General features: G+C 63.7%; 13 protein-coding genes and 1 tRNA gene. 4 read left to right on the top strand and 10 right to left on the bottom strand.

Annotation, left to right across the window (positions count from 1 at the left end):
* Window positions 1-145 precede the first annotated feature (145 nt).
* Window positions 146-1,348, bottom strand: coding sequence for an MFS transporter (locus FNB15_RS20610; protein ID WP_144258518.1), 1,203 nt, complete (start codon window positions 1,346-1,348; stop codon window positions 146-148).
* The gene (locus FNB15_RS20615) at window positions 1,348-2,241 is read right to left on the bottom strand and encodes a uracil-DNA glycosylase (RefSeq protein WP_144258519.1); all 894 of its coding nucleotides are present in this window, start codon (window positions 2,239-2,241) and stop codon (window positions 1,348-1,350) included. The genes FNB15_RS20610 and FNB15_RS20615 overlap by 1 nt, the downstream gene beginning before the upstream one ends.
* 141 nt (window positions 2,242-2,382) lie before the next feature.
* Between FNB15_RS20615 and FNB15_RS20620 the strand changes: the two genes are divergently transcribed.
* The 4 genes from FNB15_RS20620 to FNB15_RS20635 all read left to right on the top strand — a co-directional run bounded on the left by FNB15_RS20620 (window position 2,383) and on the right by FNB15_RS20635 (window position 6,899).
* Window positions 2,383-4,029: an electron transfer flavoprotein-ubiquinone oxidoreductase gene (locus FNB15_RS20620; protein WP_144258858.1), complete on the top strand. Its 1,647-nt coding sequence runs from the start codon at window positions 2,383-2,385 to the stop codon at window positions 4,027-4,029.
* Window positions 4,030-4,034: 5 nt separating this feature from the next.
* Complete coding sequence (locus tag FNB15_RS20625) at window positions 4,035-5,777, top strand: tetratricopeptide repeat protein (protein WP_144258520.1); 1,743 nt, start codon at window positions 4,035-4,037, stop codon at window positions 5,775-5,777.
* Window positions 5,778-5,799: 22 nt separating this feature from the next.
* Window positions 5,800-6,684 carry a 4-(cytidine 5'-diphospho)-2-C-methyl-D-erythritol kinase gene (locus FNB15_RS20630; RefSeq protein WP_144258859.1) on the top strand — a complete coding sequence of 295 codons (885 nt, stop codon included), beginning with the start codon at window positions 5,800-5,802 and terminating at the stop codon, window positions 6,682-6,684.
* Window positions 6,685-6,824: 140 nt separating this feature from the next.
* A tRNA-Gln gene (locus FNB15_RS20635) sits at window positions 6,825-6,899 on the top strand.
* Between the two features lie 14 nt (window positions 6,900-6,913).
* Here FNB15_RS20635 and FNB15_RS20640 read toward each other — a convergent pair.
* The 8 genes from FNB15_RS20640 to FNB15_RS20675 form a co-directional block, all read right to left on the bottom strand.
* Complete coding sequence (locus FNB15_RS20640; RefSeq protein WP_144258521.1) at window positions 6,914-7,708, bottom strand: adenylate/guanylate cyclase domain-containing protein; 795 nt, start codon at window positions 7,706-7,708, stop codon at window positions 6,914-6,916.
* 112 nt (window positions 7,709-7,820) lie between these two features.
* Window positions 7,821-8,576, bottom strand: a complete 756-nt coding sequence (locus tag FNB15_RS20645; RefSeq protein WP_144258522.1) for an SDR family NAD(P)-dependent oxidoreductase — start codon at window positions 8,574-8,576, stop codon at window positions 7,821-7,823.
* Between the two features lie 138 nt (window positions 8,577-8,714).
* Window positions 8,715-9,923 carry an ABC transporter substrate-binding protein gene (locus FNB15_RS20650; protein WP_144258523.1) on the bottom strand — a complete coding sequence of 403 codons (1,209 nt, stop codon included), beginning with the start codon at window positions 9,921-9,923 and terminating at the stop codon, window positions 8,715-8,717.
* 123 nt (window positions 9,924-10,046) lie between these two features.
* Window positions 10,047-10,709 (bottom strand): methyltransferase family protein, encoded by a 663-nt coding sequence (locus tag FNB15_RS20655; protein ID WP_221932700.1) that lies wholly within the window; start codon window positions 10,707-10,709, stop codon window positions 10,047-10,049.
* A gap of 63 nt (window positions 10,710-10,772) precedes the next feature.
* Window positions 10,773-11,585, bottom strand: coding sequence for a class I SAM-dependent methyltransferase (locus FNB15_RS20660; protein ID WP_185973644.1), 813 nt, complete (start codon window positions 11,583-11,585; stop codon window positions 10,773-10,775).
* Between the two features lie 117 nt (window positions 11,586-11,702).
* Complete coding sequence (locus FNB15_RS20665; protein ID WP_144258525.1) at window positions 11,703-12,152, bottom strand: hypothetical protein; 450 nt, start codon at window positions 12,150-12,152, stop codon at window positions 11,703-11,705.
* Between the two features lie 182 nt (window positions 12,153-12,334).
* Window positions 12,335-13,057, bottom strand: coding sequence for an acetoacetyl-CoA reductase (gene phbB, locus FNB15_RS20670; RefSeq protein ID WP_144258526.1), 723 nt, complete (start codon window positions 13,055-13,057; stop codon window positions 12,335-12,337).
* Window positions 13,058-13,185: 128 nt separating this feature from the next.
* Window positions 13,186-14,361, bottom strand: coding sequence for an acetyl-CoA C-acetyltransferase (locus FNB15_RS20675; protein WP_221932701.1), 1,176 nt, complete (start codon window positions 14,359-14,361; stop codon window positions 13,186-13,188).
* Between the last annotated feature and the right edge of the window lie 31 nt (window positions 14,362-14,392).

A 14,392-nucleotide genomic window follows, 5' to 3' on the forward strand; every position in this document is an offset into this window, starting at 1 on the left:
AGAAGCCCCGCAAAGAGGACGAGCCCCCGCAGATGCCTATTCTTCCCCGCCCCGTTTTTCATCGCTGCCTCGCATAGCGCAGATGCGCTGCAGGCACAACTAAACTTGCCGCAACCGAGAGTCGCGATTGTGGTTTTTCAAGGACTTAGACGCGAGGTAATTTCCACACCATCAGCGCCGATACCACGCAGCCGGCGGTGCAGATCAGGATCGGCCAGGTGTAGCTGCCGGTCGTATCGAAAACCCAGCCGGCCAGCGTGGGCCCCAGCAGCGTGCCGAAGGCCACTGATGTGTAGAGCACGCCGAGCACGGCCGACATCGCGCGCAGACCGAAGAGATCCGCAGTGAAGGCCGGCACCAAAGCGACGAAGCCGCCATAGAACAGGCCGAAGACCAGCGCGAAAATGGCGAGCGCGGTAAAGCCCTGCGCCACGCTCCAGTAGGCCAGCGCCGCGCCGTTCAGCAGCATAATCAGCGCCAGGCTGCGGTCGCGACCGATGCGGTCGGCGAGACCGCCGAGCACGAAGCGACCGAGCGTGCTGCCGACGCCGATCAGGCCGACCAGCCAGACGCCTTCGATGCGGCTCAGGCCCTGATCGGTGGCATAGGGTGCGAGATGCACGAAGGGCACGAAGGTGCCAATGCAGTTGAGCGCGCAGGCAAGGTATAGAAGCCAGAACACCCGATGCCGCAACACCTGACCAAGCTCAAGCCCGGCAGGCGCGGTCGGTGCCGTGTTGACCGGAGCAGCAGCGCCATCGGGCTGCAATCCCATGCTGGCCGGCGAGGCCCGCAGCAGCAGCGTGGCCAGAACGCCCAGCACCAGCGTGGCGAAACCGAAAGCGATGTAAGCGCCGCGCCAGCCAAACACTTCGATGGCATAAGCGGCCGCCGGCGGTGCAGCCATGGTGCCGATGCCGATACCCGCCACCGCCCAGCCCGAGGCCTGGCCGCGCTTGGCGACGAACCAGCGCTGCACCGTGCCGATCGCCGGCACATAGGCGAAACCGACGCCAATGCCAATGCCGACGCCGTAGAAGATGATGATCGCCGTCAGGCTGTCGGCGAAGCTGGTGGCGAACATGCCGGCAGCGACACAGGCCAGACCGAAACCGACAACGGGCTGTGGTCCGATGCGATCGGCCAGCCGGCCGCTGATCGCGCCCAGTGCGAAATACAGGAAGCCGGCGGCAGAGAATACCAGCGAGACCGTGCCGCGCGTCGCGCCGAATTCACGGCTGAGCGGTTCGAAAAAGGCCGGGAAGCTGTAGGCCGCGCCGAAGCAGGTGAACATCGTCAGGAAGGCAGCCGCCACCACTACCCAGCCGTAAAAAAATTTCGCGGGCATCAGACGCCCAGTTCGTCCAGCTTGGCAGCAAGCTCCAGCATGTCGCGCCAGGCTTCGCGCTTCACACCCGGCTGGCGCAGCAGATAGGCGGGATGCAGCATCGGCATGGCAGGGACAGTGACATCGCCGCGCGTATAGTCATGCCAGCGGCCGCGCACGCGGGTGATGCCCTGCGTGGTGCCGAGCAGTGTGGCGGTCGAGAACTTGCCGGTGCAGACCAGCACCTTCGGCTGCACCAGCTCGATCAGCCGCTCGATGAACGGGCGGCAGGCGACAATCTCTTCGGTCGAGGGATCGCGATTGCCCGGCGGCCGCCAGAACAGCATGTTGGAAATGTAGACATTGCTCTCGTCACGGCCGATGGCCTTGAGCATCTTGTCGAGCAACTGTCCGCTCTCGCCCACGAATGGCAGCCCCTGCGCATCCTCGTCACGGCCCGGCGCCTCGCCCACGATCATCAGTCTGGCCTGCGGGTTGCCGCGCGCGATCACCGTGTTGGTGGCGGTGGCTTTCAGCCCGCAGCCTTCGAAGGCGCGGATGGCGGCTTCGAGTTCCGCAATGCTGTCGCAGGCACGGGCCGCGCTGGTGGCGGCGGTTTCGGCGGCCTGGGCTGTCAGGCTGACCGGCTGTGGCGCGCGGGCGGCCAGGGCGGCCTGCACGCCGCTCCCCAGCGTCACCTGTGGAGGGGATGGCTGCGCGGCTGCCCCCAGAGCTGCCGCTACGGCAGCCGGAACTGCTACGGCTGGCTGCTGTTTGGCTACAGGTTTGGGCGGTGGCGCAACGGTCCGGTCGACCGGCTGCTCGCCAATGGCCTCATCCACCCCCGCCTCGGTATAGAACAAGGCGATGTCGAGCAGAGAGGGAGGAAAATCAGAGGTTTCCGTGGCGTTCATAAGGGCTGTTGCGGGTCCCGCCGATTGGCTTGCCCCCTATAGTCTGGTAAGCAGGCAGGGAGCGTCAAGCTGACCGGCCCTGACGTTCCCAAATAAAAAAACCAGCAATATCTGAGGTGCCCCGTGTCGGAACGCGAATCGATGGAATATGACGTGGTGATCGTCGGTGCAGGCCCGTCCGGCCTGTCCGCCGCGATCCGCCTGAAGCAGCTTGCTGCCGAGCAAAACCACGAGATTTCTGTTTGCGTGATCGAAAAAGGCTCCGAGATCGGGGCCCACATCCTGTCTGGTGCGGTGATCGACCCGATCGCCCTGAACGAACTGATCCCGGACTGGAAGGCCAAGGGCGCGCCGCTGAACACGCCGGTGACCGATGACCGTTTCATGATCCTGACCGAAGCGAATCATATCCCGGTCCCGAATTTCATGCTGCCGCCGCTGATGAACAATCACGGCAACTACATCGTCTCGCTCGGAAATGTCTGCCGCTGGCTCGCTGCCCAAGCCGAAGAACTGGGCGTGGAGATCTTCCCCGGCTTCGCCGCCGCCGAAGTGCTGTATGGCGAAAAGGGTGAAGTCGTCGGTGTTGCCACCGGCGACATGGGCATCGGTCGCAACGGCGAAAAGAAATCCGGCTATACGCCCGGCGTCGAACTGCGCGGCAAGTACACGCTGATCGGTGAAGGCGTGCGCGGTTCGCTAGCCAAGGAACTGCAGAAGAAGTTCAACCTGCGCGACGGCGTCAGCCCGCAGAAGTTCGGCATCGGCATCAAGGAACTGTGGCAGATCGATCCGGCCAAGCATAAGCCCGGTCTCGTCGTCCATACGCAGGGCTGGCCGCTCGACAGCGCCACCGGTGGCGGCAGCTTCATGTATCACCTGGAAGACAACCAGGTGGCGGTCGGCTTCGTGATCCATCTGAGCTACGAGAATCCCTATCTCTCGCCCTTCGACGAATTCCAGCGCTTCAAGACGCATCCGTCCGTGCGCGATTTCTTCGAGGGCGGCAAACGCATCTCCTATGGCGCGCGCGCCATCAACGAAGGTGGCCTGCAGTCGATTCCGAAGCTGACTTTCCCGGGCGGCGCGCTGATCGGCTGCTCGGCCGGTTTCGTCAACCTGCCGCGCATCAAGGGCAGCCACAATGCGATGAAGACCGGCATGCTGGCCGCTGAAGCTGCGTTCGAGGCCCTGAAGGGCGGCGCCACCGGCGGCGACGAACTGGCGGCTTACCCCGAAGCTTTCAAGGCCTCATGGTCGTTCAAGGACCTGTGGAAGGTGCGCAACGTCAAGCCGTCGCTGAAACACGGCATGTGGATCGGCACGCTGCTGGGCGGCATCCATATGTGGCTGAACGATCTTGGCCTGGGCTTCCTGGTGCCCTGGACCACACCGCATGCCAAGGCCGATCACGAGACCTTGAAGCTGGCCAGGGACTGTCAGCCTATCGCCTACCCCAAGCCGGATGGCAAGATCAGCTTCGACAAGCTGTCTTCGGTGTTCCTGTCGAACACCAACCATGAGGAAGACCAGCCGATCCATCTGCAGCTCAGAGACCCGTCGATTCCGATCGCCAAGAACTTGCCGATGTATGACGAGCCCGCGCAGCGCTATTGCCCGGCCGGCGTGTATGAGGTGCTGCGCGACGACAGCGGCAACAATCCGCGCTTCCAGATCAATGCCCAGAACTGCGTCCACTGCAAAACCTGTGATATCAAGGACCCGGCGCAGAACATCAACTGGACCGTGCCGGAGGGGGGCGGCGGTCCGAATTATCCCAACATGTGAGACAGATGCACGATAGAGCCTCCCGCCGTCACGTTTCCCGTTCGCTGCGCGCGCTTCTGCTGGCCGTCGGCCTGCTGCCGCTCGTCGCCTGCAGCAGCAATCCGAGCATGATGTCGGGCGCGTCGTCGCGCGGCAATTACCGGCTCGACAGCCCCTATGGCAACTTCCTCGCCGCGCGTCATGCCCGGCAGATGAACGACAACACGGCAGCGGCCAACTACTACATGCGGGCGCTGCGCGAGGACCCCCAGAGCTCCCTGCTCACCCAGGGCGCCTTCATCGCCCTGCTGGCCGACGGCCGCGTCGGCGAAGCGGTCGTGCTGGTGCCCGGGCTGCGGCAGCTCAACCCGTCTGAATACCTGCCGCGCATGACGCAGGCCTCGGCGCTTATGCTGGCGCGTGATTACGATGCCGTGCTGAACCTGGTGGCCGAAGGGCCGAATGGCGGCATTCACGCCGCCTTCAATCCGCTGTTCTCGGCCTTTGCCCATGCCGGCAAGGGCGAAGCCGATCAGGCAATGGCCAGTCTGCAGCGGCTGGAACGTCATCCGCTGATGAGCGGTGTCTATCTGCATCTTCGGCCGATCCTGCTCGATATCCTGAATCAGGCCGGGCCGACCGAGGCCGCCTATCGCGAAGTGACCGAAGGCCGCGAACGCGCCGGCACGCGTCAGGTGGACGGTTTCGCCCGTTTCCTCGAACGTCAGGGCCGCCCGGCCGAGGCGCGCCGCCTGCTGGAAGAGCAACTGGCGGTGAACCCGGACAACCCGGTGCTGCTCGCCGGTCTGCGCCGCCTCGACACGCGACGCAGCATGCCGAGCGAGCCGCTGGTCGGCAATGCGGTTGAAGGCCTGGCCGAAGCGCTGTTCGCCTCGGCCACCGCACTAGGCCGCAGCGACGGCGGCGATCTCGCCGAACTTCATCTCCAGCTGGCGCTGTTCCTGCGTCCGGATCTCGACGATGCGCGCATGCTGCTCGGCGACATCTATGAAAGCCGCGAGCGCTACGACCAGGCGCTGGTGATGTATTCGCGCGTCTCGACCGGCTCGCCATATGCCGAAAGCGCGCAGCTGCGTCAGGCCTGGTGCATCAACGAATTGGGCCGCCACGATGAAGCCGTGCGCATCCTGCGCCGCATGGCGAGCGCCGTGCCCGAAAGCCCGCGCGCCCTGCTCACCCTGGCCGACATGTATCGCCAGATGGAGAAATGGACCGACGCGGCGAAGGAATACACCAACGCGCTGTCGCGCATTCCGCGCGTGGAGCAGCGGCACTGGACCATCCTGTTCGGCCGCGGCGTGTCGTTCGAGCGCTCAAAGCAGTGGGACAAGGCCGAGGCCGACATGCTGAAGGCGCTGGAACTGCAGCCCGAACAGCCGCTGGTGCTGAACTATCTCGGCTATTCCTGGATCGACATGCACCGCAATATCGATCAGGCGACCAAGATGATCGAACGCGCCGTGCAACTGCGGCCCAACGATGGCGCCATCGTCGATTCGCTCGGCTGGGCGCTCTATCGCCTCGGCCGCTACGACGAAGCCGTCATCCAGCTGGAGCGCGCGGTCGAACTGAAGGGTGGCGATCCGGTGATCACCGATCATCTGGGCGATGCCTACTGGCGCGTCGGCCGGCAGGAAGAAGCCAAGTTCCAGTGGCGCCGCGCGCTCGGCCTCAAGCCGGAGCAGGACCTCGTCCTGCAGGTGCAGCGCAAGCTGGACAATGGCCTTGCCCCGGTCGCGGCGAAATAGCTCGCCACGATAGGGGCCGATGATGAGCTCAGCGGGCCTGAGCCGGCTGGCACCGGCCAAGATCAACCTGTTCCTGCATGTCACCGGCCGGCGGCCCGCACAGGGTCCGCAGGCTGGCTATCATGAACTCGAAAGCCTGGTGGTTTTCGCGCAGGACGCTGAGGCCTGCGACCGCATTGCCGTCGCGCCGGCCGAGACACTGAGCCTGACGATTGAAGGCGCTCAGGCCGCGGCCCTGACTGAGACCAGCGACGACAATCTGGTGCTGTGCGCAGCAAGGCAGTTGCAGGCGATGAACGGCAGGAATGCGGCCATCACGCTGACCAAGACGCTGCCGGTTGCCTCTGGCATCGGCGGCGGGTCGGCGGATGCCGCCGCCACGCTGCATGCACTGCGCGCGCTGTGGCAGATCGAGGTGGATGACGACACGCTGGGCCGCATGGCCGCGCAGCTCGGCGCAGATGTGCCGGTCTGCCTGTTCGGCCGCGCCGCGATGATGACGGGGATCGGCGAGCAGATCGTGGCGCAGCCAGCCCTGCCGCCGATCTGGCTGGTGCTGGTCAATCCCGGCGTCGCGCTTTCGACCCGTGATGTTTTTACTGCGCTGGCCGGACAGTTCAGCCCGGCGATGCCGCTGGAGCGCCGACCGAACAGCGCCGCCGATCTCGCCATCCTGCTGCGTGCGCGTCGCAACGACCTTGAAGCGCCGGCTCGCTTTCTCGCCCCCGAGATCGATCCGGTGCTGGCCGCGCTGAAGGCACAGAACGGCTGCCTGCTGGCGCGGCTGTCCGGTTCCGGCGCCACCTGCTTCGGTCTTTTTGCTGCAAAGCGCGATGCCGAATTCGCGGCGCGCAACCTGTCGCGCGCCTGTCCGAAATGGTGGACCGTGGCGACGGCGGCAGGCTGAAAAACCAACAGATTCCCAACAGATTTAGAGACTTGGCGGGGCCTAAAATCCCGGCTCAGGCGATGGGCAAAGGCTGGATATTTCCCATCGCCTTGCCTATTGTCCGCCCGCGTCGCGTTCCGCTCTCCAGGAACGTCTGCTGGGGCGTAGCCAAGCGGTAAGGCAGCGGTTTTTGGTACCGCCATTCGGAGGTTCGATCCCTCCCGCCCCAGCCATTCTCTTGCCTGAGCTACTCCCGTCGCGACGGCCACAGCCGGCGTGGGTCGATGCCGGCGGGCCAGCGCAGCATCAGCACCAGCCCCATGCCGAGCCACGGCCAGATGAACCAGAAATAGCGCGGACTGGTGATCAGGTTGACGATCATCAGGAAAGCCGCGATCACGGCGAACCGCCAGGCAAAGCGCCGCCACTTGATGAAAGCCGCCTCGGCATCGTCGGTCGCCGCAGGCTGCTGCGGCATCTGGTGCTTCGGCGCTGTACCGACCTGAACGCCGCCGAGCAGCACGCGATAGGCCGACACCGGCTCGGCGCTATTCTTGATCTCGCGATCGCCGAGGAAATCGAAACCGATATCCAGCTTCTTGCGCACCTGCTCGAACACCGCGCCCGAGATGCATATGCCGCCGGCCTCGGCGAGCGATTCCAGCCGCGCGGCGATATTCACGCCCTCGCCGTAGATATCGGTGCCTTCGATGATGACATCGCCAAGATTGATGCCGATGCGGAACTGCATCGGCGGCGCCAGTGGTTCCTCGGCATTGCGGGCGGCCAGCCGACGCTGGGTCTCGACGGCGCAGAACACCGCTTCGACCGGCGAACCGAACTCGGCCACCAGTCCGTCGCCCCAGGTATTGATGAGACGGCCGTGATGCCGGCCGATCAGATCGACCATGATGTCGCGATACTGCTTCAGCCGCGTGACGGTGCCGACCTCATCGCGCTCGACCAGGGCGGAGTAGCCCTGCACATCGGCACAGAAAACGGTGGTCAGCTTGCGGCGGATATCGGCGGTCTGGTCGGTCATGAGGACATCTGAGGATGGATCAATCCAGCTTACAGGCCGCAGCCTGCGGGATAAAGGCCAGTCAAGCCAATCTGTAACCGGCCTTACAAACCGGAACAGTTCCGGACCCTGCCTATTCTGCGTAAATCATCTTCACGCTCATGCCCCCATCAACGATCAGGTTCTGCCCGGTGACGAAACCGGCCTCGGCCAGATAGAGGCAGGCCTCGGCAATATCCTCAGGGGTCCCGACGCGGCCGACCGCATGCTGCTCGCGATCAGCCTTGGAATGCCTGGGCTGTTCCGCCCGGGCGCTGTATTGCCAGTCGCGTGTCTCGATCCAGCCCGGGCTGACGCTGTTCACCCGGATACGCTGACTGGCCAGGCTCATCGCCATGCCATGGGTCAGCGCCACGATACCGCCCTTCGACGCCGTGTAGCCTTCGGTATCCGGTTCCGACATGAAGGCGCGCGTGGAGGCGACGTTGACGATGGCGCCATGGATCTCGCGTCTGGCCATTTCGCGCGCCACCAGTTGCGAACAGATGAAAGTGCCGCGCAGATTGGTCGCGATCACGGCATCGAAATCTTCCAGCGGCAGGTCGAGGAACGGCTTCCGGATCATGAAACCGGCATTGTTGACCAGCACGGTGGGACAACCGAGGTCGCGGATGGTCTGCGCCAGCCAGGCCTCCACCGCGGCGGGATCGGCCACATTGGTGACGGCGAAGCTCGCCTTCGCCCGCTGTTCGTTCAGAATGCCCAGCAGTTCCTCGCCGGCGTCGGCAGCGGGATCGGCCAGCGACACGGCATAGCCATGGGCGGCGAAATGCAGGGCGATACCACGCCCGATGCCCTGTGCCCCGCCGGTGATTGCCACCACTTTCATTGCCGTGCCCTCCACTCCGGCATCAACGCCGGGCCAGCAAGTTTGGTTGCCGGCCCGACAAAATGCAAACCGGCGGCGATATCGCTATCGCCGCCGGTTCAGGTCTGGAAATGGCCAGGTCTGGAAAGGGACTGTTGCTTATTTGGCCAGGGAACAGTTGCCCTCAGCCAGCGGACGGAAAGCCTTGTCGGCCGGCACCGTCGCCGCGACTTTGAGGAAATCCCAGTCGCCCTTCGACTCTGCCGGCTTCTTGGCTTCCAGCAGATACATCGGGTGCAGCTTGCGGCCATCGACGCGGATCGTGCCCTTGCCGAACAGCGGATCATCAGTCGGCAGTGCCTTCATCGCCGCCACCACGGCGCGGCCATCGGTCGCCTCGCCCACCTTGTCGACCGCTTTGAAGTAATGCATCAGGGCGGCATAGACGCCCGCATGCATGTCGTTCGGCATCATCTTCTTGGAATGCCGCGCCTGGAAGCGCTTCGACCAATCGCGCGTACCATCGTTCAGGTCCCAGTAGAACGGCGCCACCGACTGAAGGCCCTGCACGGCCTTCAGGCCAAGCGCCGGCACATTGGTCACGCCGAAGATCAGCCCGACTATCTTCTGCTTTTCCGCCATGCCGAATTCGGCGGCCTGCTTGAGCGAGTTGGTAAGGTCGCCGCCAGCATTGGCGAAGGCGACGACATCAGCGCCCGACGACTGTGCCTGCAGCAGGAAGGAACTGAAATCGGACGCGCCGATCGGATGGCGCACAGCGCCGATAATGGTGCCGCCCAGCGTCTTGATCTCGTCGCTGGCCTGCTTTTCCAGGTCATGGCCGAAGGCATAATCGGCGGTGATGAAATACCACTTCTTGCCGCCCTGCTCGTAAGCGGCGCGGGCCGCCGAATGGCCGTAGGACCAGGTGTCGTAGGTCCAGTGCACGAAATTGGGCGAGCAGCGTTCGCCGGTCAGCACCACGCTGCCGGCACCCGAGCCGAGCACGGCCTTGTTCTTGTCGCGGGCGATTTCGTTCACCGCAAGCGCGACGGCCGAATTCGGCAGGTCGACGATCACATCCACCTTGTCGACGTCATACCACTGGCGCGCAACGTTGGCGCCGATATCCGGTTTGTTCTGATGATCAGCGAAGATGATCTCGACCTTGCGCTTCGAGGTCTTCATGTAGTCCTCGGCCGCCATCTGGGCAGCCAGCAGCGAGCCCGGCCCCTGGAAATCGGCATAGACGCTCGACATGTCGTTGAGCACGCCGACTTTCACCGGCTTCGGATCGGCAGCGAAAGCAGGTGACAGAATGACACCGCCGGCAACGGCCAGCAGTGCAGCACGAATAATGGTGCGCATCGCGGTTTCCTCCAGTTTTTTGTTATGGAGGAGTATTGTTTGTTTTACAAACGATCGTCAATTGCTATTTGGGCCGACCAGACGTTTTTGACGTCGTTCTTTCGTCTACACCTGCCCCTTCGTTTACGGCAGATGCAGCAACACCGGCAGCCAGCCCTCCGCCTGCGCCCATTCCACCGCCTCCAGCACGGGAATCGCCAGCAGAAAGCCCAATGCATCGCGGAAGGTGACGAGCACGAAACGCGGGCGCACCAGCAGTTCCTCGCTGGACTGCCAGCGTGACAGCCGCGGACCCCAGCGCGGCACGCGCGCCGCATAAGCTGCAAAGGCGGCAGGAAAGCGCGACTTCAGAAAAATCTCCTCGCGCTGGATCACCGTGTTGAAGATGGCGAAGACGAACAGGCCGCAAACCAGACCGGCGGTAAGATTGCCGGCCTGCAAACCGATGCCAATTCCGCCCAATACCGAAAAAAGATAAAGCGGATTGCGGCTGATCGAATAAGGGCCATCATCCACCAACTGCGTTTTCTTGCGACCGCCGATATAGAGCGAGCACCAACTGCGGCCGGTGATGCAGAGGAAGATCAGGGCATAACCCAGCATCTCGCTGCCCTCATGCGGCAGACTGCCTGACGGCCAGAGCGAGTCCGAGAACAGCAGCGCGATGAGCATCAGCAGGCCGCTGATCAGAACGATGCGTTTGCGGCGCTGCTGCAGGCCGGACAGCGAATCCGGCGCGATATCCGCACCTGCGGACTGGGGCAGAGGCAGGGCGTGCATGGACATGGGAAAGCCTTCTCATGGTGGGCCCTGTCCTGCTACCGCACCTGCCTTGCAGCAGCCTTACAATCAGCGGGCCAAACGGCGGCGCAAGGCGCGGGCATAGGGTCCGGCCGGTGTGGCCTTGATCCACTTGATCACGCGCGTCTTCAGCGAAAAGGTCCAGGGCTGCGTGCCGAAGATATCGAGTTCGCTGCCCAGCAGGCGCGCGCTTTTTTCGTAATAATAGTCATTCCGGCTGCGCAGGCTGCGACGATAGAAAGCGACATCCTCAGCGGCGGCGAAATAGGTCTTGTTCGGCGTGATGGCGAACGGCCGCAGGCTGGCGGCCGGATCGAGCAGGTAGCGTGCGACGCCGGATGACACCTCCGGCCAGAATTCGTTGAAGTGGTCGTCCAGGATCACCACACCCTTCGGTCCCAGCACCGACTGCACCAGCATCAGGTCGTTGATCACGCAATCCTCGGTATGGCCGCCATCGATTGACGCCATGCGGACGCGGCCGCTGCGTTCCAGTATCTCCTCCGGTCGCACATCCAGAGACGAGCGCTGCAGCACGTCAAGACGTGCGCTGTCGGCACCGAGCCAGCGCCGCGTATTGTTCAGGAATATTTCGCGATCGCCGGCGCCGGAGTCATCCCGGTTCAGATGCTGGTCACCGAACACATCGATGGCGAAAGCCGCCTCGTCCGGCCGGCGGCCCAGCGCGAGCAGGATAAACAACTTACCATGATGCACGCCGATCTCGCCGACCGAGCCGCGCACGCCTGATTCCAGCTGCAGGTCGAGCAGCGAATTGATGAACCTGGCGCTGTAGGGGAACAGCCAACCGCCGACGCGGCTGTAGCCGCGCTTGAGATACGCCTGCCGCAAAGTCGTCACGCCGCTCTCCTCTACAATGACCATGCAGGAGAGTTAGGGACGCCGCGGCTATTTGTGCGTGACTATCGTGTGGTCACGGCCAATGACAGTTCGATGGCGCCAAATGGGGCAGCAGTTTCAGTTCACCACGCGCCAGGCACCGTCGGGCATCAGGCAAGCGGTGCCGTAACTCGGCTGCACGCGGCCAGCTACCGTCACGCCGGACTGGTATTCGCGACAATACTGCCCGTTCGGTGCCTGATAGACCGGCGAGGCCGGCACGGCGGAAAGCTGGCCGTGTGGCTGCGCATAGACCACCGGAGGTGGCGGTGCATAATACGCTGGCGGCGGCTGCATCACCACGACGCGTGGCGGCGGCGCGTAATAGGCTGGCGGGCCCCAGTAGCTGCGATAGCTGTAGTAATTGTGATGCCGGTGGCCGTAATCGCGATGATGCCGGTGGCCGTGATAGCCGCTGGAATAGCCGAAGGAAAAACTGTCGGCGATCGCCGGTGTGGGCACGACCAGCAGGCCTGCGCCCAGCGCAACCGCAGCAACCAAACCAAAACCGACCACAGGGCGGATCATGACACAGCCTCCTGGACTGCACCTAATTCCAGACCTCATCGGCCCAGACTTCACTGGCGACAAGCTGTGCTGCGATGATGGCGGATTTGTGAAGAACGCGGCTGTGACAAAACAAAAAAAATCGCCGCCGGGCAGCGCCCCGGCGGCGATTTCAGAACTTGGCGGAAATCCGCCAGAGCGCCTCAATACATATGCTGGCCGCCGTTGATGCTGAGCGTCGAGCCGGTGATGAAACCGCCTTCATCGGCAACCAGGAACAGGACGCCGCGCGCGATTTCCTCGGCGCGTCCCAGCCGGCCGACCGGAATCTTGGCAACGATCTTTTCCAGCACATTGGCCGGTACCGCCGAGACCATGTCGGTATCGATATAGCCCGGCGCAATCGCGTTCACGGTGATGCCGCGTGCGGCACCTTCCTGCGCCAGCGCCTTGGTGAAGCCATGGATGGCCGACTTGGCGGCGGCATAGTTCACCTGGCCATACTGACCGGCCTGGCCGTTGATCGAACCGATATTGACGATGCGGCCAAAGCCGCGCTCGCGCATGCCGTCAATGGCGGCGCGGCACATGTTGAAGCAACCACCCACGTTCGTGTCGATCACCGTCTGCCACTGTTCGGGGCTCATCTTGTGCATCGTACCATCGCGCGTGATGCCGGCATTATTGACGATGACATCGACAGGACCGAGATCGCGCTCGATCTGCTTCACGTTCTTGGCGCATTCCTCATAGTTCGCGACATCGAACTGGTACGTCTTGATGCCGGTTTCGGCCTCGAAGGCCTTGGCGCGCTCGGTATTGCCGGCATAATTCGCCGCCACCTTGTAGCCGCTCTGATGCAGAAGCTTGGAAATCGCGGCGCCGATTCCTCGGGTGCCGCCAGTGACGATCGCTACGCGGGACATGCACGTTCCTCCTGTTGACTTCTTTTCTTACACGCTGCGACAGGCGTTATTAGGTGTCAGATGGCGCCGCGCAGCCCTGATATAACGCAAAGGCCGGGATACCCCCTCCCGGCCTTTGGTCGAATGCGTCAGTCGCGCTCAACACACATCGCGATACCCATGCCGCCGCCGATACACAACGTGGCAAGGCCCTTCTTGGCATCGCGGCGCTGCATTTCATACAGCAAGGTCACAAGCACGCGGGCGCCCGAGGCGCCGATCGGATGGCCGATGGCGATGGCGCCGCCATTGACGTTCACCTTGTCGGTATCCCAGCCCATATCCTTGTTCACCGCGCAGGCCTGCGCGGCAAAGGCTTCGTTGGCCTCGATCAGGTCGAGGTCGCCGGCCTGCCAGCCCGCCCGCTTCAGGGCTTCGCGCGATGCCGGAATCGGGCCCGTGCCCATGATCGAGGGATCGACGCCCGACTGCGCCCAGCTGACGATCCGCGCCAGCGGCTTCACACCACGCTTCTTGGCTTCTTCCGCGCTCATCAGCACCACGGCCGCGGCACCGTCGTTGATGCCCGAGGCATTGCCGGCGGTGACGCTGCCATCCTTGGCAAACGCCGGACGCAGCGCCTTCATCGCATCGACGGTGGCGCCATGGCGGATGTATTCGTCATTCTCGACCACAGTATCGCCCTTGCGACCCTTGATGGTGACCGGAACGATCTCGTCCTTGAACTTGCCGGCCTTCTGTGCGGCTTCGGCCTTGTTCTGGCTCTTCACCGCGAAGTCATCCTGGGTCTCGCGGGTGATCTGGAACTGCTTGGCCACATTCTCCGCGGTATTGCCCATGTGGTAGCCGTTGAAGGCGTCCCACAGGCCATCACGGATCATGGTGTCGACGAAACCGAGATCGCCCATCTTGTGGCCGGCACGCAGGTAAGCCGCATGCGGCGCCTGGCTCATGCTTTCCTGGCCGCCGGCAACGACGATGGCGCTGTCGCCGTTCTTCACCGCCTGGAAACCGAGCGCCACCGCGCGCAGGCCGGAGCCGCACAGCATGTTGACGCCCCAGGCCGGCACTTCCACCGGCAGGCCGGCATTGATCGAGGCCTGGCGCGCCGGGTTCTGACCCTGCGCTGCCGTCAGGATCTGCCCCATGATCACTTCGCTGACTTCATTGGGCTGTACGCCGGCGCGCTTCAGCGCGGCATCGATGGCGACCTGGCCGAGATAATGGGCCGGCACGCCACTGAGCGCGCCGTTGAATGAGCCGACGGGCGTGCGCGCAGCGCTGGCGATGACGATATCGGTCATGGGGTCCTCCATGGAGCGTATTATTCAGGGC

It is taken from the genome of Ferrovibrio terrae (genome assembly GCF_007197755.1).
In the GTDB taxonomy this organism is placed as follows: domain Bacteria; phylum Pseudomonadota; class Alphaproteobacteria; order Ferrovibrionales; family Ferrovibrionaceae; genus Ferrovibrio; species Ferrovibrio terrae.